Below are 21,182 nucleotides of genomic sequence, written 5' to 3'. Positions count from 1 at the left end.
GTTACGGCCCGATCACGTGATGGCCACGGATCACCCGCCGACCCCGGAGAGGCCCGGAACGCGCCTCTGGACATGCCATCATCGGTGTCATAAGGGTCGGCCCGGGCGGGCCGGCCGTACCGGCCGCGAGTCCGCTCGTGTCGAACTGTCAGGGGAGGCCGTGTGTCGACGGGTACCGGCCCCGAGTCCGGCCAGAGCGGGAGCGTCACCGCACCGGCCGACGAGTTCGACGAGTCCACGATGGGTGACCTCCCCGTGCTGACCGGCCTGGACGCGCCCACCTCCTACGCCGTCGCGCTGCCCACGCTGGACACCAGCGGGCCGGCCGGCGCGGTGCACGAGCGGGAGATCCGCCCGCGGCGCCGGCTGCGGTGGTGGCAGACACTGCCGATCGCGCTGCTCGGCACCCTCGGCTCGCTGATGTTCAGCTTCCCGCTCGCCTTCGGCTCCGCCGGGGCGCGGGCGACCATGGTCGGCATGCTCGGCCTGCTGCTCACCGCCGCCTCGGTCGGCTGGGGCGCGATGGCCGCCCGGCACGCCGGGTACAAGTGGCCGGGCCTGCCGCGCCGGGGCTCCGGGAAGCGGGCCGGGTGGAAGGCGATCGTCGTCTACACCCTGATCGCGCTCGCCGCCTGCGCCCTCGCCGTCTGGCGGGTCGCCCATCTCCGCTAGTGCCGCGGCCGGGCCCCGGCGGGTCGCCCGCCTTCGGTGGGTTCCCGCCCTCCTCAGTACCATCGGGAGGGTGAGCGCATCCTCTTCGCAGCCGGCCGGCATCCCCTTCCTCAAGGGGCACGGCACCCAGAACGACTTCGTCATCGTCCCCGACCCGGACGGCCGGCTGGCGATCGGCCCGGAGGCCGTCGCGGCGCTGTGCGACCGACGGGCGGGCATCGGCGGCGACGGGCTGCTGCGCGTGGTGCGCTCCGCCGCCGAGCCGGCCGCCGCGGACCTCGCCGACCGGGCCGAGTGGTTCATGGACTACCGCAACTCCGACGGCAGCATCGCCGAGATGTGCGGCAACGGCCTGCGGGTCTTCGCCCGCTACCTGGTCGAGGCCGGCCACGCCAAGCCCGGCGAGATCGCCGTGGCCACCCGGGCCGGGGTGCTGACCGCGCGGGTCGCCGAGGACGCCGAGGACGGCACGGCCGGCGAGATCACCATCGACATGGGCCGCGCGAGGCTGCCCGGGCCGGACGGCATCGAGGTCGCCGTCGGCGAGCGGCGCTGGCCCGCGCTGAACGTCAACATGGGCAACCCGCACGCCGTCGCCTTCGTCGAGAGCCTCGACCACGCGGGCGACCTGCTGCGCCCGCCGCTCACCAGCCCCGAGGGCGCCTACCCCGAGGGCGTCAACGTCGAGTTCGTGGTGGACCGCGGGCCTCGGCACGTCGCCATGCGGGTGCACGAGCGCGGCTCCGGCGAGACGCTGTCCTGCGGCACCGGCGCGTGCGCCGTCGCGGTGGCCTCGATCCGGCGCGACGGCCTCGACCCGGCGGTCACCGGTGAGGCGGCGACCTACGCGGTGGACCTGCCCGGAGGGCGGCTGACGATCACCGAGCACCCCGACGGCCTGGTGCAGATGACCGGCGCCGCGGTGATCGTGGCGGCCGGCGAGATCGACCCCCGGTGGTGGGCGGCACTGACCGGCTGAGGGCCCGGTTTTCCCCATTTCGTACGGTGACGAATCCCCCCGATCGAGTGATACCGGTCGCAGAGGGGAAGCAAGGCATCGCGCAACGTGCTGTGCTCGGTAGCATGGATCACCGGGTCGGCGCCCCTTGCCGGGGCGGCCGCCGGTGACCGTCGCCGGAGGTGCCATGACCATCGAAGCCGGACAGCCCCTCGGGCCGCCGACAAGCGCACGGCAGGCCGGGGTCCTGCGGCCCCTGGGCGGGCTGGGCCGGGCCGCGCTCGGCCGCGCCGGGCGGGCCGCCCTGCTGGCCACCGGTCGCCAGCCGGTCCCGGACGCGCTCGAACCGCTCGTCCGGGCCCACCGCGGGCACCACCCGCAGGCCGACCTCGGGCTGCTCGCGCGGGCCTACCGGCTGGCCGAGGCCAGCCACCGCGGGCAGAAGCGCAAGAGCGGCGAGCCGTACATCACCCACCCGCTCGCCGTCACCATGATCCTGGCCCAACTCGGCGCCGGTACCACGACGTTGGTCGCCTCGCTGCTCCACGACACGGTCGAGGACACCGATCTGACGCTGGACCAGGTGAGTGCCGGGTTCGGGCCCGAAGTCGCCTACCTGGTCGACGGGGTGACGAAACTGGAGAAGGTCGACTTCGGCGCCGCGGCCGAGGCCGAGACCTTCCGCAAGATGCTGGTCGCCACCGGGGACGACGTCCGGGTGATGGTGATCAAGCTCGCCGACCGGCTGCACAACATGCGCACCATCCGGCACATGAAGCCGGCCAGCCAGGTGCGGATCGCCAAGGTCACCCGGGACGTGCTGATCCCGCTGGCCGAGCGGCTCGGCATCCAGGTGCTCAAGGCGGAGCTGGAGGACATCGTCTTCGCCACCCTGCACCCCGAGGAGCACACCCGCACCCGCACCCTGATGGCCGGTCACGAGGGCCGGCCGGACACCCTGCTGGAGCCCTTCGCGCGGCTGCTGGCCCGGCAGCTGGCCGAGACCGGGGTCGCCGCCGAGGTCACCGTCCGGCCGCGGCACTGCGTCTCGCTGCACCGGGTGCTGCTCAAGCGGGCCGCCGCGCCCGGGGCGGACGGGCGGCCGCAGGGGCCGCAGCCGGCCGACTTCGGGCGGCTGCTGGTGGTCGTCGAGGAGAACGCCGACTGCTACGCCGTGCTCGGCGAGCTGCACACCTGCTGGACGCCGCTGCCCGGCGAGTTCAAGGACTTCGTGGCCGCCCCCAAGTTCAACCTGTACCAGTCGCTGCACACCGCGGTCGCGCTGGAGGGCGGCGCGGTGGTCGAGGTGCTGGTGCGCACGCGGCGGATGCACGAGGTGGCCGAGACCGGGGTGGTCGCCCTCGGCGACCCGGAGCCCGCCGCCGCCGTCCAGGACGCCGACGAGCTCGACCGCACCGACCCGGCCAGGCCCGGCTGGCTCAGCCGGCTGCTGGAGTGGCAGCAGGAGACGCCCGATCCGGACGCGTTCTGGTCGGCGCTCACCGCCGACCTGGCCGGCGACCGGGAGATCACGGTCGTGACGGAGTGCGGCGAAACGCTTCAGCTGCGGGCCGGCGCCACCTGCGTGGACGCCGCCTACCTGCTCGGCGAGGACACCGGCCACCGGTGCATCGGCGTCCGGGTCAACGGCCGGCTCACCGCGCTGTCCACCGTCCTCCAGGACGGCGACCTCATCGCCGTGCTCACCGAGACCGTGCCCGCCGGGGCCGGGCCGCGCGCCGCCGAGCCCTCCGGGCCCGCGCCCGAGTGGCTCGCCCACGCACGCACCCCGGCCGCCCGCCTCGCCATCGAGCGCTGGCTGGCCGACCACCCGGCCCGGCTGCCGGCGGTCCGCACCGGCCCCTCCGCCGGGCAGCCCGTCCCGCCCGCGCACCGCACCGCCGAGCGCCGGGCCGCCCCGGTCGCGGTGGCCGGGCGACCGGGGGCGCCGGTGCGGCTGGCCCGCTGCTGCACGCCGGTGCCGCCGGACGAGGTGACCGGCTACCCGATCCGCGGCGGCACCGTCGCCGTGCACCGCACCGGCTGTCCGGCGGGGGAGCGGATGCGGGCCGCCGGACGCGGCACGCTGGAGGTCCGCTGGCGGGCCGACGGCACCCCGGCCGACGGCTACCGGGCCACCCTGCGGGCCGAGGCCCTCAACCGGCCCCGGCTGCTCGCCGACCTGACCGCGGCGATCTCCGCCGAGGGCGTCGGCATCGTCTCGGCCGAGGTCGAGCCGCCCCAGGAGCTGCGGGTACGGCACACCTACACGGTCGAGCTGCCCGCCCCGGCCGCCCTGCCCGGCCTGATGCGGGCCATGCTCCGGGTCTCCGGCGTGTACGACGTGAGCCGCCCGCACGCCCCCGAGGACGGCACGGCCGGAAGAAATGGGGGTGACCGGCCCGCGCCGGGCGTGGGACCATCGAGGGGAATGCGCGGCAGGTCCACGGCGTTCACCGGGCAGAGGAGCTCCGGTGCCGTCCACGGGCCGTCGCCGAAGCCACCCAGCGACCAAAGGACAGAATGACCTCCACGTTCGACACCCGCGACCACGCCGACGCCCCGCGCCGCCTCGACGGTCTGCGGGCGGAAGCCCTCATGGACGAGGACCTCGCGGCCATCGACGAGGACCTCGGCCAGCACTACGACGGAGACCAGTACGACCGCAGCGAGCGCGCCGCGCTGCGCCGCGTCGCCGGCCTCTCCACCGAGCTCCAGGACGTCACCGAGGTCGAGTACCGCCAGCTCCGCCTGGAGCGCGTGGTGCTCGTCGGTGTCTGGACGGACGGGACGCTGGAGGAGGCGGAGAACTCGATGGCCGAGCTCGCCGCCCTCGCCGAGACCGCCGGCTCCGAGGTCCTGGACGGTGTGATCCAGCGCCGTGACAAGCCCGACGCCGCGACCTACATCGGCTCCGGCAAGGCGAAGGAGCTGCGCGACATCGTCGCCTCCACCGGCGCCGACACCGTCGTCTGCGACGGTGAGCTCACGCCCGGCCAGCTGATCCACCTGGAGGACGTGGTCAAGGTCAAGGTCGTCGACCGGACGGCCCTGATCCTCGACATCTTCGCCCAGCACGCCAAGTCCCGCGAGGGCAAGGCGCAGGTCTCGCTCGCGCAGATGCAGTACATGCTGCCGCGCCTGCGCGGCTGGGGCCAGTCGCTCTCCCGGCAGATGGGTGGTGGTGGCTCCGGCTCGTCCGGCGGCGGCATGGCCACCCGTGGTCCCGGTGAGACCAAGATCGAGACCGACCGGCGCCGGATCCGCGAGAAGATGGCGAAGCTCCGCAAGGAGATCGCCGACATGAAGAAGGGCCGCGACACCAAGCGCCAGGAGCGCAGGCGCAACCAGGTGCCGTCCGTGGCCATCGCCGGGTACACCAACGCCGGCAAGTCCTCCCTGCTCAACCGGCTCACCGGGGCGGGCGTCCTGGTGGAGAACGCGCTGTTCGCCACCCTGGACCCGACCGTGCGCCGGGCGCAGACGCCCAGCGGGCGGGTCTACACGCTGGCCGACACCGTCGGCTTCGTCCGGCACCTGCCGCACCACCTGGTCGAGGCGTTCCGCTCCACCATGGAGGAGGTCGCCGACGCGGACCTCATCCTGCACGTGGTGGACGGTTCGCACCCCGAGCCGGAGACGCAGCTGGCCGCCGTGCGCGAGGTCATCGTCTCGGTGGACGCACAGAACGTCCCCGAGATCGTGGTGATCAACAAGGCGGACGCCGCCGACCCGCACGTGCTGCAGCGCCTGCTGCGCCGCGAGCCGCACGCCATCGTGGTGTCGGCCCGCAGCGGCGCGGGCATCGAGGAGCTGCTGAAGCTCATCGACGACGAGCTGCCGCGCCCGGCCGTCGAGGTGCGGGCCCTGGTGCCCTACACCCAGGGCGGGCTGGTCTCCCGGGTGCACGCGGAGGGCGAGCTGCTCTCCACCGAGCACACCGGCGAGGGCACGCTGCTGCACGCCAAGGTGCCGGTCGAGCTGGCCGCGGAGCTGGAGGGCTACGCGGTGGCCCTGCGGGGCTGATCGGCTCGTCGCGACGTCCGCGAGGCCCCCGGACAGGGTTCTGTCCGGGGGCCTTCGCGCGTCATCGGACGTTCTTGGCGAAGTACTCGAAGGCCTGCTTCGCCTGGTCCTGGAGCGAGGGGCCTGCCAGGTACCCGGTCGGGTTGCGGTCGCCGATCGAGGTGACGCTGATCAGGTTGGGCTTGCCGTCCTTGACGATGAACCAGCCGCCGCCGTCGGCGCCGCCGGTCATGGTGCAGCCGATCGCGTACATCGGCGGGCGGGCCCGGTCGAAGGACAGCCGGGCGGGGGCGGCCGGCGAGTCGCAGTGGTCGAGCTCCGTGCCGTCGAACGGCTTCTCGGCGGGGTAGCCGTAGGAGGACGCCGAGGTGATCTGCTCGCGCGGGGCGTTGAACCAGACCGGGACCGAGCCGCCGACCGTCTCCTCCAGCGACCGGTCGGAACCGCTGTCGTCGCGCACCCGGACGATCCCGTAGTCGTACTGGTCGCGGGCGCCGGTGCCGCTCTCGTCGAGCCAGGTCGGCGAGACCAGCGCGCGCACCGCCGTCCAGCGGCCGTACGGGGAGACCTGCTGGTCGGTGGCCGGCTTCCCGCGGCCGGCCTGGCCGTCGCGGTTGAAGCCGGGCACGAAGGTGATGTTCCGCAGCCAGGCGCCGCCCTTGCCGTCGTGCAGGCAGTGGGCGGCGGTGTAGACGAGGTTGCTGCGGCCCGGGGCGGCCGGGTCGGAGACCACCGTGCCGGAGCAGGCGGCGTCGCCCCCGGGGGCGGTCACGAAGAGCCTGCCGACCACGGCGGCGGCCGGGCCGTACGGGTGCGGCTGCGCCTGGGCCGGGACCGGGGCCGGGGGAGCGTCCTGCGGCGCGTCGCCCCGGGCGGTGGTGCGCGGGGCCTCCGGGGTGGGCCGGCCCTTGGCGGCCTCCATCCTGGTGCGGGACCAGAAGCCCGGGGGCACCTTGTTGTCGAAGGCGCTGTCGGCGACGAAGCGGGCCCAGTCGTCGACCTTCCAACCGGCCAGGTCGCCGGGGCTGGTCGGCGGCGCCGGCCTGGCGAGGGCGGCCGGCGCGCTCGCGGCGCTCCCCGCGGGCCGGTCCGGCCCGCAGGCGGTCGCGGTGAGGGCGAGCGCGGCGAGCGCCGCGGCGCCGGCCAGCGCGGCCCGGCGCCGCGGCACGCGTCCGCGGGTGGTGTACGGCACGGTGCATCGTCCCCGGCTGTGGGTGAACGCGGTCACTGCTTCCTGGAGATCCAGTCCAGGGCGTTCTTGGCGACCGTCTCCAGGTACGGGCCGCTCAGCGAGGTGTGCTCCTGGGTGCCGATCGACGTGTTGCTGACCAGCGCCGTCCGCCCGTCCGGCATGGTGGCGAACCAGCCGCCGCCGCTGGCGCCCTGGGTCATGTTGCAGCCGATGGTGAGCATCGACGGCCGCTTCGGGTCGAAGGACAGGCGGGTCGGCTTCCCGCCGTCGCACTTGTACAGCTCCTGCCCGTCGAACGGCTTGTAGAGCGGGTAGCCGACGGCCGAGACGGAGAGCTGGTCGCGCGGGGCGTCGAACCAGACCGGGACGGCCGAACCGACCGTCTCCTCCAGCGACTTGCCGGTGCCGTTCTGGTTGCTCACGTGCATGATCGCGAAGTCGTACTGGCTGGCGGAGTCCCCGGTACCGCCGCCCTCGACCACCCACTGCGGTGAGGTGGTGACCTGGTCGGCCCACCAGGTGCCCAGCGGGGCCAGCTCGGACAGCGGGGCCTTCTTGCCGCCGCTGGAGGCGCCCGAGTTGTTGTAGGCGGGCACGAACACGAGGTCCTTGTAGTAGTTGCCGCCCTTGCCCTCGTGCACGCAGTGGCCGGCCGTCCAGACCAGGTTGCTCCTGCCCGGGTGCTGCGGGTCGGTGATGACCGTCGCCGAGCAGTTGCCCCGGCCGCCCTGGGCGCTGAAGAACACCTTGCCGGAGGGCTGCCTGGTGTACGGGCGCGGCACCGGCACGGCCTTGACCACCGGCGGTTCGGGGTCGGTCACGCCGTTGTCGGAGGCCGGCTTGGCGGTGGGCGGGGCCGGGTCGGCCGGCTTGGAGTCGCCCATCTTGTCCGGGTTCCAGAAGTCCTTCACGACCGGGTTGTTGAAGACGTGCTTGGAGGCCCAGTTGTCCCAGTCCTCGAACTTCCACTTCTTCAGGTCGTCCCAGCTCTTGGGCAGGCCCTCCAGCAGGCTGGTGGGGATGCCCGAGGGCAGCGTGATCCCGCCGATGACGCCGCCGCCCGGGGCGGGGCTGCCGGGGCCGCTCGCCGAGACGGGCGGCGGTGCGGCGGTGCCCGTGCCGGTGGCCGAGGACGGGCCGTCCGGGCCGCATGCGCTCACCGCGAACAGGGTGCCGGCGGCGAGGACGGCCGCGACGGCGGACCGGTGGATCGATGGCATCTGTGCGCTTCCCCCTGTGGGTCGGTGCGTGGACGGGACGGGACGGGACGGGACGGGACGGTCGTGAACGGGACGGGCCGGGGTAGGAGTCTTCCACCGGTCGGGAGGACGACGCCGGGCGCCCCCGGGTTGCGGCTCCCGAGCGGTGGTCACCGATCCGTGACGAAGCCTCCACGGGAGCCGCCGGTACAACCGGGCCTTCCTCCCCGGCGGTGAACAATCACCGATCTTCACCCGGACGAGTGAGCCGTCCTTGTGATCACCCGTCAGGGATAGGTAACCCTTACCTGACGCGACGGTGCGAGCGCCCGCCGAACCCCCCTCCGCCATCCGCGCGCGTCCGCACCCCACGCGTCCCGAGGAGCACCCTTGAGCACCGCCGCCCTGACCGGAGCCCCGCCCGAAACGCCGCCGCCCGCGGACCGGCCGGCCGGGCCCGACCCGCTGCTGCACCCCGACCCCGCCGTCGCCGCCGAACAGGCCGCGCTGGAGGCCCTGTTGCGCTGCTGGACGCGCGAGACCGGCGCCCACCCGGGGCCGGACGGCCGACTGCGGATCGCCGTGCTCGGCGGCGCCGCGCGGCTCTGCGCGCCCGTCCGCCACTGGTCGCCCGGCGGCTGGCACCGCTTCGGCCCGGCCCGCCTCGGCGCGGGCGACGGGGCCCCCGACGCCCCGGTGGACGCCGTCACCGCCGCCGCGCTGCTCGCCGCCGCGGCCGCCGACCGGCCCGACCCCGGGCAGGTCGCCGACCTCGCCGCCCGGGTCGCCGACTCCGTCGTGCGCACCGCCGAGATCCTCGCCCACCGCCGCACGGCCGCCGCGCCCGGCGGACCGGAGGGCTCCCACTTCCTCGCCGCCGAACAGTCCCTGCTGCTCGGCCACCCCCTGCACCCCACCCCCAAGAGCCGCGACGGCCTCGGCCCCGCCCAGAGCGCCGCCTACTCGCCCGAACTCCACGGCTCCTTCCGGCTCCACTGGTACGCCGTCGACCGGGCCCTGCTCGCCGCCGGATCCGCCCTCCCCGAGAGCGCCGAGCGGCTCACCGCCCGCCTGCTCGGCGACCGCGCCCCGCTGCCGCCCGGCACCGCCGCCCTGCCCCTGCACCCCTGGCAGGCCCGCGAGCTGGCGCACCGCCCGGCCGTCGCCGCCCTGCTCGCCGAAGGACTCCTGCACGACCTCGGCCCGGCCGGCGACCCCTGGTACCCCACCTCCTCGGTGCGCACCGTCTACCGGCCCGGCACCCCGTGGATGCTCAAGCTCTCGCTCGGCCTGCGGATCACCAACTCCCGGCGGGAGAACCTGCGCAAGGAGCTCCACCGCGGCCTGGAGGTGCACCGGCTGCTGGAGAGCGGCCTCGCCGCCGAGTGGCGGGCCGCCCACCCGGGCTTCGACGTCGTCCGCGACCCCGCGTGGATCGGCGTCGACCACCCCGCCCTCGGCGACCCCGGCGGCCTGGACACCGTCCTGCGCGCCCAGCCCTTCGCCCCCGCCGACCGCGCGCTGTGCGTCGCCGGGCTCGTCGCCGAACAGCCGCTCGGCACCGGCACCACCGTGCCGTCCCGGCTCGGCGACACCCTCCGTGCGCTCGCCGTGCGCTGCGGCCGCCCGCTGCACACCGTGGCCGCTGAATGGTTCCTGCGCTACCTGCACGCCGTCGCGCTCCCCGTCCTGTGGCTGGACGGCCGCGGCGGCATCGCCCTGGAGGCGCACCAGCAGAACAGCCTCGTCCTGCTCGACGCCGAAGGCTGGCCCCGGGGCGGGCGCTACCGCGACAACCAGGGCTACTACTACCGGGAGAGCGCCCGCGAGCGGCTCACCGCCCGGTTGCCCGGCCTCGGCGAGCACAGCGACACCTTCCTCCCGGACGACGTGATCGACCACCACTTCGCCTACTACCTCGGCATCAACCACGTGCTCGGCCTGGTCGGCGCGCTCGGCTCCCAGGGGCTCGGCGACGAAACGGTGCTGCTCGCCGCGCTGCGCCGCTTCCTCTCCGGACCGGAGGCGACCGCCACCGGCTCGACGCTGCCCGCCCTGCTGCTCGACGCGCCGACGCTGCCCTGCAAGGCCAACCTCCTCACCCGGATCAACGGCCTGGACGAGCTGGTCGGCCCGGTCGCCACACAGTCCGTCTACGTGGACATCCCCAACCCCCTGGCGGACGCGTGACCGTGCTCGACGACGTGCCCGGGTGGGGCGAGACCGAGACCCCCACCCCGGCCGGCCGGTTCCGGCTCCGCCCGGTCCGGCTGCCCGCCGACCTCGGCCTGCTCGCCGACTGGATGAACGACCCCGAGGTCGCCGCCTTCTGGGAGCTCGCCGGGCCGCCCGCCGTCACCGCGGAGCACGTCCGGGCCCAGCTCGACGGCGACGGGCGCAGCGTGCCCTGCCTGGGCCTGCTCGACGGCACCCCGATGAGCTACTGGGAGGTCTACCGCGCCGACCTCGACCCGCTCGCCGCGCACTACCCGGCCCGGCCCCACGACACCGGCGTCCACCTGCTGCTCGGCCCCGCCGCGAGCCGCGGCCGGGGCCTGGGCGCCGTCCTGCTGGCCGCCGTCGCCGACCGGATCCTGCGGCAACGGCCGCGCTGTGAACGGGTGGTGGCCGAACCCGACGTCCGGAACCGGCGTTCGGTCCGGGCCTTCGAACGGGCCGGGTTCCGCCCGGCCGGCGAGCTCGACCTGCCCGCCAAGCGCGCCGCCCTGATGATCCGCGACCGCGCCTCACTCCCCGCCTAGGACACCCCCGTGCACTCCTCGACCCCCCAGCCGCCGTACGACCTGCTCGGCGTGGGCATCGGCCCGTTCAACCTCTCGCTCGCCGCGCTCGCCGAGCCCGTCCCCGGCCTGCGGACGCTCTTCTGCGACCAGCGCCCGGAGTTCCGCTGGCACCCGGGGATGCTGGTGGACGGGGCCCGGATGCAGGTGCCGTTCCTCGCCGACCTGGTCTCCCTGGTCGACCCGACCAACCGGTGGTCCTTCCTCAACTACCTGCGCGACCAGGAACGGCTGTTCCCGTTCTACTTCGCCGAGCGCTTCCAGCTGCCGCGCCGCGAGTACGACCACTACTGCCGCTGGGCGGCCGAACGGCTCGGCACCTGCCGGTTCGGCACCGAGGTCAGCGAACTGCACTGGGAGGACGGCCTGTTCCGGGCCGAGCTGACCGACACCGCGACCGGTCGGCGCAGCCGCGTGCACGCCCGCAACCTCGCGCTCGGGGTCGGCACCCGGCCCGTCCTGCCCGAGGCCTTCGCCGCCCTCGACGGCCACCCCGGGGCGTTCCACTCCGCCGACTACCTCGACCGGCGGGCCGCCCTCGGCGGCGCCCGGGACATCACCGTCGTCGGCAGCGGCCAGTCCGGTGCCGAGGTCTTCCTCGACCTTCTGCGCCGCCACGACGGCGACGGCGTCCGGCTGCGCTGGCTCACCCGCACCCGTGCCCTCGCGCCCATGGAGTACTCCAAGCTCGGGCTGGAGCACTTCACCCCCGACTACACCCGTTACTTCCACGGCCTGCCCGAGCCCGTCCGGGACACCCTGGTCGCCGCCCAGTGGCAGCTCCACAAGGCCGCCAGCGCCGAGACCCTCGCCGAGATCCACGACCACCTCTACGAGCGGACCATCGGCCGCCCGATCGACACCGCCCCCGTCGAGATCACCCCCGGCACCGCCGTCACCGAGGCCCGGTCCGGCCCCTGCGGAGGCCTCGAACTGCGCTGCCGGCACACCGACTCCGGCGCCGAGCACCTCGTGCGCACCGACGCCGTGGTGCTCGCCACCGGCTACCGGGCCGCCCGCCCGGCCGCGCTCGAACCGCTCGCCCACCTGATCGACTGGGACGCGGCCGGGCGCTACCGGGTCGACCTGGACCACCGCGTCGCCACCCGGCCCGAACTCACCGGAGGCCTCTACGTCCAGAACGCCGAACTGCACACCCACGGCGTCGGCACCCCCGACCTCGGACTCGGCGCCCACCGCGCCGCCGTCATCCTCAACGCCGTCACCGGCCGCACCGTCCACCGGCTGCCCACCCGCACCGCGTGGACCGGCTTCGCGCCGCCCGTCCCCGCCTTCCCCCACCCCCAGGAGCTGACCCGTGCCGCAACCGCCGGCCGCTGAACCGCCGCTCTACCTGCCGCCGCAGCTCACCCCCGGGCCCTGGCAGCGGGCCGGGCGCGCGCTGCTGGCCAAGATGCTCGGCGAGTTCGCCTACGAGGAACTGCTCACCCCGGTGCCCGTCCCGGACGCGGACGACGAGTACCTGCTCGGGCTGCCCGAGGCCGAGTACCGCTTCACCGCCCGCCGGGGCGCCTACGGCAGCTGGCGGGTCGACCCGGACTCCGTCCGCTGCGACCGCGAGGACGGCCTCGACCCGCTGCGCTTCCTCCCGTACGCCCGGCACACCCTCGGCCTGCGCGGCGAGACCACCGGCCACCTGATCCGCGAGCTCACGGCCACCCTCACCGCCGACGCGCACCAGCTGGCCACCGCGCTCACCGCCGCCGAACTCGCCGACCTCGACCACGCCGCGCTGGAGGGCCGCCAGGAGGGCCACCCCTGGATCGTCCCCAACAAGGGCCGGATCGGCTTCTCCGCCGCCGACGCCGCCCGCTGGGCCCCCGAGGCGCGCACCCCGCGCCCGCTGCCCTGGATCGCCGTCCACCGCCGGCTCGCCCGCTACCGCGGCGTGCCCGGCCTCGACCGGCCCGAGCAGCTCTACGCCCGCGAGCTCGACGACCCCGGCGCGCTGCGCGCCGCGCTCGGCCCCGACGCCGACGACTACCTGCTGCTGCCCGTCCACCCCTGGCAGTGGGACGAGACGGTCGTCCCGCTGTTCGCGCCCTGGATCGCCTCCGGCGAGATCGTCCCGCTGCCCTCCGACGGCGACCCACGGCTGCCCCAGCAGTCCATCCGCTCCTTCTTCAACACCGCCCACCCCGAACGCTGCACCGTCAAACTGCCGCTCTCCATCCTCAACACCCTGGTCTGGCGCGGGCTGCCGGTGGAGCGCACCCTCGCCGCGCCCGCCGTCACCGCCTGGATCCACGGCCTGCGCGACGCGGACCCGTTCCTGCGCGACGAGTGCCGGGTGATCCTGCTCGGCGAGATCGCCTCCGTCACCGTCGACCACCCGCTCTACCGCGACCTGCCCGAGGCGCCCTACCAGTACAAGGAGCTCCTCGGCGCGATCTGGCGCGAACCGCTCGGCCCCTTCCTGGACGGCGGCGAACGCGCCCGCACCCTCGCGTCCCTCCTGCAGACCGGCTCCGACGGCCGCGCCCTCGCCGCCGAGCTCATCACCCGCTCCGGGCTCGGCCCCGCCGAGTGGACCCGCCGGCTGTTCGCCGCCATGCTGCCGCCGCTGCTGCACTTCCTCTACCGCTACGGCTTGGTCTTCTCCCCGCACGGCGAGAACGCCATCGTCGTCTTCGACGCGCACGACGCCCCGGCCCGGCTCGCGGTCAAGGACTTCGTCGACGACGTCAACCTGAGCGACGAGGACCTGCCCGAACTGCGCGGCCTGCCCGCCGAGGTCGACGACGTCCTGCTCCGCGAGCCCCCGCAGGGCCTCTGCCAGTTCCTCCACTCCGGGCTCTTCATCGGCGTCTACCGCTACCTCGCCCCGCTCCTGGAGGCGCAGACCGGCCTGCCCGAGGCCGACTTCTGGGCCCTCCTGCGCGACGAGATCGGCCGCCACCAGGACCGCTTCCCCGAGCTGCGCGAGCGCTTCGAGCTGTTCGACCTCCTCACCCCGCGGATCGAGCGGCTCTGCCTCAACCGCAACCGGCTCCTCCTGGACGGCTACCAGGACCGCCCGCACCGGCCGCACGCCGCCCGGCACGGTACCGTGCCCAACGCCCTCGTCACCCCCGGCGCGGATCTTCCGGGGCGACGCGACCGGATTGTCACCCCCGCGCCGTAGGGTGGGAGGGTCATGACGAACGACTCCCAAACCCAGCTCCCCGGCGAGGACGCAGCCGCCCCGGCCGAGGCCGGGGAAGCCGTCGCGGTCCCCCGCTCGCGCATCCCCGAGCTGCTCCACGCCGCCGTCGAGTCCGTCGGCGGCGTGGAACGCCCCGGTCAGGTGAAGATGGCCGAGGCCGTCGCCGACGCCGTCGACAACGCCGAGCACCTGCTCGTCCAGGCCGGCACCGGCACCGGAAAGTCCCTCGCGTACCTGGTGCCGGCCCTCGCGCACGGGGACCGCGTCGTGGTCGCCACCGCCACCCTGGCGCTCCAACGCCAGCTGGTCGAACGCGACTTGCCGCGCACGGTCGACGCGCTGCACCCGGTGCTGCGCCGCCGGCCGCTGTTCGCGATGCTCAAGGGCCGCTCCAACTACCTGTGCCTGCACCGGGCCAACGAGGGCACCCCGAGTGACGAGGGCGAGGGCCTGTTCGACGCCGCCGAGGCGCTCGGGGGCCCGGCCAGCAAGCTCGGGCAGGAGGTGCTGCGGCTGCGCGAGTGGGCGGACGAGACCGAGACCGGCGACCGCGACGACATGAGCCCCGGCGTGTCCGACCGGGCCTGGTCCCAGCTGTCGGTCACGTCCAAGGAGTGCCTGGGCGCGACGCGTTGCGCGTACGGGCAGGAGTGCTTCGCGGAGAAGGCCAGGGAGCGGGCCAAGCTCGCGGACGTCGTCGTCACCAACCACGCGATGCTCGCGATCGACGCGATCGAGGGCGCGCCGGTGCTGCCCGAGCACGGGCTGCTGATCGTCGACGAGGCGCACGAGCTGGTCAACCGGGTCACCGGCGCGGCCACCGCCGAGCTGACCGTCGGCGCCGTCAACCGGGCGGTCAAGCGGGCCGCGCGGCTCGCCAACGAGAAGGCCGTCGACGCGCTCCAGGCCGCGGCCGAGAACTACCACGGGCTGATGGAGACCGCCCAGCCCGGCCGGGTCGAGGAACTGCCCGAGTACCTGGCGTACGCCGTCACGGCCATCCGGGACTCCGCCCGGCAGGTGATCACCTCGCTCGGCGAGACCAGGGACAAGGGGCTCACCGACGAGGACGCGGTCCGCAAGCAGGCCATGGCCTCCGTCGAGACGATCCACGAGACCGCCGAGCGGCTGCTGGAGGACTCCGAGTACGACGTGGTCTGGATCGAGCGCAACGACCGCTTCGGGATGGGCACGGCCTCGCTGCGGGTCGCGCCGCTGAGCGTCTCCGGGCTGCTGCGCGAGGGCCTGTACAATGAGCGCTCGGTCGTCCTGACCTCGGCCACGCTCAAGCTCGGCGGGGACTTCAACGGCGTGGCCGGCTCGGTCGGCCTGCCCTCGGAGGCCCGGCTGCCGGACGAGCGCACGCCGGGGGACAACCCGGACGCCGACGCCGGCTTCGGCGAGGACGCGGTGCCGCACTGGCGCGGCATCGACGTCGGCTCGCCGTTCAAGTACCCCAAGCAGGGCATCCTGTACGTCGCCAAACACCTCTCCGAGCCCGGCCGCGACCCCGAACGGCCGGACATGCTCGACGAGTTGGAGGAGCTGATCGGCGCGGCCGGCGGCCGGACGCTGGGCCTCTTCTCCTCGATGCGCGGCGCGCAGGCGGCCGCCGAGGCGATGCGCGAGCGGCTCGACAACCGGATCCTGCTCCAGGGCGAGGACACCCTGGGCGAGTTGATCCGCGAGTTCGCCTCGGACGCGACCACCTGCCTGTTCGGCACGCTCTCGCTCTGGCAGGGCGTCGACGTGCCCGGCTCGGCCTGCCAGCTGGTGGTGATGGACCGCATCCCGTTCCCCCGGCCGGACGACCCGTTGATGAGCGCCCGCCAGAAGGACGTCGAACAGCGCGGCGGGAACGGCTTCATGGCGGTCGCGGCGACGCACGCGGCGCTGCTGATGGCGCAGGGCGCGGGCCGGCTGGTCCGCGCGGCCGACGACCGCGGCATCGTGGCGGTGCTCGACCCGCGGGTGGCGACCAAGCGTTACGGGGGCTTCTTCCGCTCCTCGATGCCGGAGTTCTGGTACACGACGGACCGCAACCAGGTGCGCCGCTCGCTGGCGGCGATCGACGCCTCGGCGGCGCCGGTCAGGCCGGTGGTCAAGCGCGGTTCGTAGACCGCTCCCGCAGGCCTTCGCAGGGCCTTCGCAGGGCCCTGCGAAGGCCTCGGAGAACGCCGGAGGGGCTCCCCGCGCGAACGCGGCGAAGCCCCTTCCCGGTGCGTGCGGGCGGATCCGCTCAGAGGCGGCGCAGGACCGCCACCACCTTGCCCAGGATGGTCGCGTTGTCGCCGTTGATCGGCTCGTAGGCGGGGTTGTGCGGCATCAGCCAGATCCGGCCGTCCTCGCGCTTGAGCCGCTTGACGGTGGCCTCGCCGTCGATCATCGCGGCCACGATGTCGCCGTTCTCGGCGACCGGCTGGCGGCGCACGGTGACCCAGTCCCCGTCGCAGATGGCCGCCTCGATCATCGAGTCGCCGCGCACGGTGAGCGCGAACAGCTCGCCCTCGCCGACCAGTTGGCGCGGCAGCGGGAAGACGTCCTCGACCGTCTGCTCGGCCAGGATCGGACCGCCCGCGGCGATCCGGCCGACCAGCGGGACGTACGAGGTGGACGGCCGGCCGGCCGTCTCGGCGGTGTTCGGGCGGGCCACCTCGACGCCGCGGACCTCGTAGGCGCGCGGGCGGTGCGGGTCCCGGCGCAGGAAGCCCTTGCGCTCCAGGGCCATCAGCTGGTGGGCGACCGAGGAGGTGCTGGACAGGCCGACGGCCTGGCCGATCTCGCGCATGGACGGCGGGTAGCCCCGGCGCTGGACGGAATCCCGGATGACCTCGATGACGCGGCGCTGGCGCTCGGTGAGCCCGGCCTCGTCGGTGCGGATGCCGGGGGGGCGGCCGGGCATCGCCCGCGCGGGCGCGGGGTGGGCGTCGTCCAGGACGGGGGAGTGTTCGATCGGCTGGTCGGGGACGCGGCTCGCGCTGGAAACGGCCGGGCCGGAGAGGCGGTGGTCTTCGCTACGGTCCATGCTGACGTCCACACTCTGCTGATTCGTGGTGCGCTGCCCCACCTTGAACTGGGAGTGTTCCTGCACCGGGATGGTGTTGCTTTCGATGGTGTTCACGGCGGCCCCTCTCGACGGCTGTCCTCTCCCTTTTCCAGCCCAACGCACCCCGTATCGAAAGGTTGCGCCAAACACACGTTCGAGTGAATTATTCGAGAGTTGGCTGACTCGATCAAGGCTTTGTTGTACATCGATCGAATGTTCGACAAGAACTCGACTTCCGCAGTCTAATCGGCGTCGACACGCCAGGGGTGTCGCGTCCCCCTGAGGCCTACATCTAGTGGCTACAGTCCTCTCCGTGCCCAGTGGTAGTGGTCGCGGCTCATGATCAGCTTGCCGAGGCCCCGGGCGCATCGCATAGACTCGACCCAGTCCGCACGTCCTGCCAGGGAGGGATCCTTCAGGTGCACTGCCCCTTCTGCCGGCACTCCGACAGCCGCGTCGTCGACAGCCGGACCACCGAGGACGGCAGCTCGATCCGCCGTCGCCGGCAGTGCCCGGACTGCGGCCGCCGCTTCACCACCGTGGAGACGGCCGCGCTGATGGTCATCAAGCGCAGTGGGGTCACCGAGCCGTTCTCCCGGGAGAAGGTCATCTCCGGCGTCCGCAAGGCCTGCCAGGGCCGCCCGGTCACCGAGGACGCCCTCGCCCTGCTCGGCCAGCGGGTCGAGGAGTGCGTGCGCGCCACCGGCAACGCCGAGCTGACCACCCACGACGTCGGGCTGGCCATACTCGGCCCGCTCAAGGATCTCGACGTGGTCGCCTACCTGCGCTTCGCCAGCGTGTACCAGGCGTACGACGGACTGGAAGACTTCGAGGCCGCCATCGCGGAGATCCGCGCCGGACGGCCCGCCGAGGCGGAGGGCACCTGCGTGCCCGTTGCCGCCGCCGCGCCCTAGGAGGCGCCCCACCCGGCCCCGCGGGGCCGGGCCGTGCCACGACGGCCCCACGGGGCCCACGCGTGCCCGGAATCCGGGCACAGAACATCACGAACCGTGCGCAAGCGGGCGAGGCTCTCGCCTGCCCGCACACCGGAAGAACGAACCAGCGGTGCCCGGACTTTTCGGGGCACCACGGGCGTTTGCCCAGGAGTCGGGCGTTTGCCCAGGAGGAGGAGCGAGAAGTGACAGACACCACGAGCGGTTCCGCACGCGGGTCGAAGTCCGACAAGGCCGCGGCGAAGGGTGCCGGCAAGGCCCCCAAGGGCGGTCTGCGGATGGAGCGCATCTACACCACCCCTGGCGTCCACCCGTACGACGAGGTCCGCTGGGAGCGGCGCGACGTCGTCATGACCAACTGGCGCGACGGGTCGGTCAACTTCGAGCAGCGCGGCGTCGAGTTCCCGGACTTCTGGTCGGTCAACGCGGTCAACATCGTCACGTCCAAGTACTTCCGCGGCGCCGTCGGCACCCCGCAGCGCGAGTGGAGCCTCAAGCAGATCATCGACCGCGTGGTGCTCACCTACCGCGCCGCCGGCGAGAAGCACGGCTACTTCGCCACCAAGGACGACGCCGAGATCTTCGAGCACGAGCTGACCCACGCCCTCCTCCACCAGGTGTTCAGCTTCAACTCGCCGGTCTGGTTCAACGTCGGCACCAAGCAGCCCCAGCAGGTCAGCGCCTGCTTCATCCTGGCCGTCGACGACTCCATGGAGTCGATCCTCGACTGGTACAAGGAAGAGGGCATGATCTTCAAGGGCGGCTCCGGCGCCGGCCTCAACCTCTCCCGCATCCGCTCCTCCAAGGAGCTCCTCACCTCGGGCGGCAACGCCTCCGGCCCGGTCTCCTTCATGCGCGGCGCCGACGCCTCCGCCGGCACCATCAAGTCCGGTGGCGCCACCCGCCGGGCCGCCAAGATGGTCGTTCTCGACGTCGACCACCCGGACGTCGAGGCCTTCATCGAGACCAAGGTGAAGGAGGAGGAGAAGATCCGCGCCCTGCGCGACGCGGGCTTCGACATGGACCTCGGCGGCGACGACATCGCCTCCGTGCAGTACCAGAACGCCAACAACTCGGTCCGCGTCTCCGACGAATTCATGACCGCCGTCGAGAACGGCACCGAATTCGGCCTGCGCGCCCGCCTCACCGGCGAGGTCATCGAGACCGTCGACGCGAAGAAGCTGTTCCGCAAGATGGCCGAGGCCGCCTGGGCCTGCGCCGACCCCGGGATCCAGTACGACTCCGTCATCAACCACTGGCACACCTGCCCGGAGTCCGGCCGCATCAACGCGTCCAACCCCTGCTCCGAGTACATGCACCTGGACAACTCCAGCTGCAACCTCGCCTCGCTCAACCTGATGAAGTTCCTGCGCGACGACGACACGTTCGACGCCGCCACCTTCGCCAAGGTCGTCGAGCTGGTCATCACCGCGATGGACATCTCCATCTGCTTCGCCGACTTCCCGACCGAGAAGATCGGCGAGACCACCCGCGCCTACCGCCAGCTCGGCATCGGCTACGCCAACCTCGGCGCCCTGCTGATGGCCACCGGCCACGCCTACGACAGCGAGGGCGGCCGCGCCCTGGCCGGTGCCATCACCTCGTTGATGACCGGCACCGCCTACCGCCGCGGCGCCGAGCTCGCCGGCGTCGTCGGCCCGTACGACGGCTACGCCCGCAACGCCGCCCCGCACCAGCGGGTCATGAAGCAGCACGCGGACGCCTCGCTGGACGCCGTCTCCCGCGACGACCTGGACGCCCCGGTCTGGCTCGCGGCCAACAAGACCTGGCAGGACGTGCTGCGCCTCGGCGCGCAGAACGGTTTCCGCAACGCCCAGGCCTCGGTCCTCGCCCCGACCGGCACCATCGGCCTGATGATGGACTGCGACACCACCGGCGTCGAGCCCGACCTCGCCCTGGTCAAGTTCAAGAAGCTCGTCGGCGGCGGCTCGATGCAGATCGTCAACGGCACCGTCCCGCGCGCCCTCAAGCGCCTCGGCTACCAGGACGAGCAGATCGAGGCGGTCGTCGCCCACATCGGCGAGCACGGCAACGTCGTCGACGCGCCGGGCCTCAAGGCCGAGCACTACGAGGTGTTCGACTGCGCGATGGGCGAGCGCGTCATCTCGGCCATGGGCCACGTGCGGATGATGGCCGCGATCCAGCCGTGGATCTCCGGTGCCATCTCCAAGACCGTGAACATGCCCGAGAGCGCCACCGTCGAGGAGATCGAGGAGATCTACTTCGAGGCGTGGAAGATGGGCGTCAAGGCGCTCGCCATCTACCGCGACAACTGCAAGGTCGGCCAGCCGCTCTCGGCCAAGAAGAAGGACTCCGAGGCCAAGGCCGAGGAGGCCCAGGCTCCCGCCGCGGTCGAGAAGGTCGTCGAGTACCGCCCGGTCCGCAAGCGCCTGCCCAAGGGCCGCCCGGGCATCACCACCTCCTTCACGGTCGGTGGCGCCGAGGGCTACATGACGGCCAACTCCTACCCGGACGACGGCCTCGGCGAGGTCTTCCTGAAGATGTCCAAGCAGGGCTCGACCCTCGCGGGCATGATGGACGCCTTCTCCATCGCCGTCTCGGTCGGCCTGCAGTACGGCGTGCCGCTGGAGACCTACGTCTCGAAGTTCACCAACATGCGCTTCGAGCCGGCCGGTCTGACCGACGACCCGGACGTGCGGATGGCGCAGTCGATCGTCGACTACATCTTCCGCCGCCTGGCGCTGGACTTCCTGCCCTTTGAGACCCGCTCGGCGCTCGGCATCCACTCCGTCGAGGAGCGCCAGCGTCACCTGGAGACGGGTTCGTACGAGCCGCTGGAGGCCGAGGAGCTCGACACCGAGTCCCTCGCCCAGTCCGCCCCGCCGGCCGCCAAGCCCGCCCCGGCCCCGGCCCCGGCCGCGCCGGCACCCAAGGCCCCGGCGAAGCAGGCCCACAACTCCACGGAGCTGATGGAGATCCAGCTCGGCCTCAACGCCGACGCCCCGCTGTGCTTCTCCTGCGGCACCAAGATGCGCCGCGCCGGCAGCTGCTACCTCTGCGAGGGCTGCGGCTCCACCAGCGGCTGCAGCTGATCACGCCCGACCCCGGTGTCACCTCGCGTGAGGTGAACCGCTGAAGCGGGGCGAGGACTTCACGGTCCTCGCCCCGCTTCTTTCATGTCGATCCT

14 protein-coding genes are annotated in these 21,182 nt (G+C 73.4%); 11 read left to right on the top strand and 3 right to left on the bottom strand.

Annotated elements, in window-relative coordinates; translation table 11 throughout:
- Window positions 1-162: 162 nt before the first annotated feature.
- The 4 genes from AB0C76_RS15965 to hflX all read left to right on the top strand — a co-directional run bounded on the left by AB0C76_RS15965 (window position 163) and on the right by hflX (window position 5,656).
- Window positions 163-672: a hypothetical protein gene (locus AB0C76_RS15965; protein ID WP_359964880.1), complete on the top strand. Its 510-nt coding sequence runs from the start codon at window positions 163-165 to the stop codon at window positions 670-672.
- A gap of 70 nt (window positions 673-742) precedes the next feature.
- Window positions 743-1,651 (top strand): diaminopimelate epimerase, encoded by a 909-nt coding sequence (gene dapF / locus AB0C76_RS15960; RefSeq protein ID WP_359964878.1) that lies wholly within the window; start codon window positions 743-745, stop codon window positions 1,649-1,651.
- 166 nt (window positions 1,652-1,817) lie between these two features.
- Complete coding sequence (locus AB0C76_RS15955) at window positions 1,818-4,157, top strand: HD domain-containing protein (RefSeq protein ID WP_359964877.1); 2,340 nt, start codon at window positions 1,818-1,820, stop codon at window positions 4,155-4,157.
- A complete protein-coding gene (hflX, locus tag AB0C76_RS15950) occupies window positions 4,154-5,656 on the top strand; it encodes a GTPase HflX (protein WP_359964876.1) in 1,503 nt (500 codons plus the stop codon). The genes AB0C76_RS15955 and hflX overlap by 4 nt, the downstream gene beginning before the upstream one ends.
- A 61-nt stretch (window positions 5,657-5,717) precedes the next feature.
- Here hflX and AB0C76_RS15945 read toward each other — a convergent pair whose 3' ends face one another.
- Both AB0C76_RS15945 and AB0C76_RS15940 read right to left on the bottom strand, forming a co-directional pair.
- Window positions 5,718-6,848 (bottom strand): hypothetical protein, encoded by a 1,131-nt coding sequence (locus AB0C76_RS15945; protein WP_359964874.1) that lies wholly within the window; start codon window positions 6,846-6,848, stop codon window positions 5,718-5,720.
- Between the two features lie 32 nt (window positions 6,849-6,880).
- Entirely contained in the window at window positions 6,881-8,068 is a 1,188-nt protein-coding gene (locus tag AB0C76_RS15940; protein ID WP_359964872.1) for a hypothetical protein, read from the bottom strand.
- 384 nt (window positions 8,069-8,452) lie between these two features.
- On the opposite strand from AB0C76_RS15940, the gene AB0C76_RS15935 reads away from it, so the two are divergent.
- From AB0C76_RS15935 to AB0C76_RS15915, 5 genes are read left to right on the top strand one after another with little or no spacing between them, the layout of a single operon-like run.
- Window positions 8,453-10,237: an IucA/IucC family protein gene (locus AB0C76_RS15935; RefSeq protein WP_359964949.1), complete on the top strand. Its 1,785-nt coding sequence runs from the start codon at window positions 8,453-8,455 to the stop codon at window positions 10,235-10,237.
- Window positions 10,129-10,809, top strand: a complete 681-nt coding sequence (locus tag AB0C76_RS15930; RefSeq protein ID WP_359964947.1) for a GNAT family N-acetyltransferase — start codon at window positions 10,129-10,131, stop codon at window positions 10,807-10,809. Before AB0C76_RS15935 ends, AB0C76_RS15930 begins: the two co-directional genes overlap by 109 nt.
- A gap of 9 nt (window positions 10,810-10,818) precedes the next feature.
- A complete protein-coding gene (locus AB0C76_RS15925; protein ID WP_359964870.1) occupies window positions 10,819-12,189 on the top strand; it encodes a SidA/IucD/PvdA family monooxygenase in 1,371 nt (456 codons plus the stop codon).
- Window positions 12,167-13,993: an IucA/IucC family siderophore biosynthesis protein gene (locus AB0C76_RS15920; protein ID WP_359964868.1), complete on the top strand. Its 1,827-nt coding sequence runs from the start codon at window positions 12,167-12,169 to the stop codon at window positions 13,991-13,993. Before AB0C76_RS15925 ends, AB0C76_RS15920 begins: the two co-directional genes overlap by 23 nt.
- A 12-nt stretch (window positions 13,994-14,005) precedes the next feature.
- A complete protein-coding gene (locus AB0C76_RS15915; RefSeq protein ID WP_359964866.1) occupies window positions 14,006-16,132 on the top strand; it encodes an ATP-dependent DNA helicase in 2,127 nt (708 codons plus the stop codon).
- A gap of 121 nt (window positions 16,133-16,253) precedes the next feature.
- Here AB0C76_RS15915 and lexA read toward each other — a convergent pair whose 3' ends face one another.
- A complete protein-coding gene (gene lexA / locus AB0C76_RS15910) occupies window positions 16,254-16,916 on the bottom strand; it encodes a transcriptional repressor LexA (RefSeq protein ID WP_224281048.1) in 663 nt (220 codons plus the stop codon).
- A 563-nt stretch (window positions 16,917-17,479) separates the two neighbouring features.
- Here lexA and nrdR point away from each other — a divergent pair.
- A complete protein-coding gene (gene nrdR, locus AB0C76_RS15905; RefSeq protein ID WP_359964864.1) occupies window positions 17,480-17,974 on the top strand; it encodes a transcriptional regulator NrdR in 495 nt (164 codons plus the stop codon).
- A gap of 224 nt (window positions 17,975-18,198) precedes the next feature.
- Window positions 18,199-21,087: a vitamin B12-dependent ribonucleotide reductase gene (locus tag AB0C76_RS15900; RefSeq protein WP_359964862.1), complete on the top strand. Its 2,889-nt coding sequence runs from the start codon at window positions 18,199-18,201 to the stop codon at window positions 21,085-21,087.
- The last annotated feature ends 95 nt before the right edge of the window (window positions 21,088-21,182 follow it).

Origin of the sequence: Kitasatospora sp. NPDC048722 (assembly GCF_040650235.1) — a bacterium.
GTDB lineage: Bacteria > Actinomycetota > Actinomycetes > Streptomycetales > Streptomycetaceae > Kitasatospora.
The sequence above is the reverse complement of the archived record's forward strand: the minus strand, read 5'-3'. Positions and strand labels throughout refer to the sequence as shown.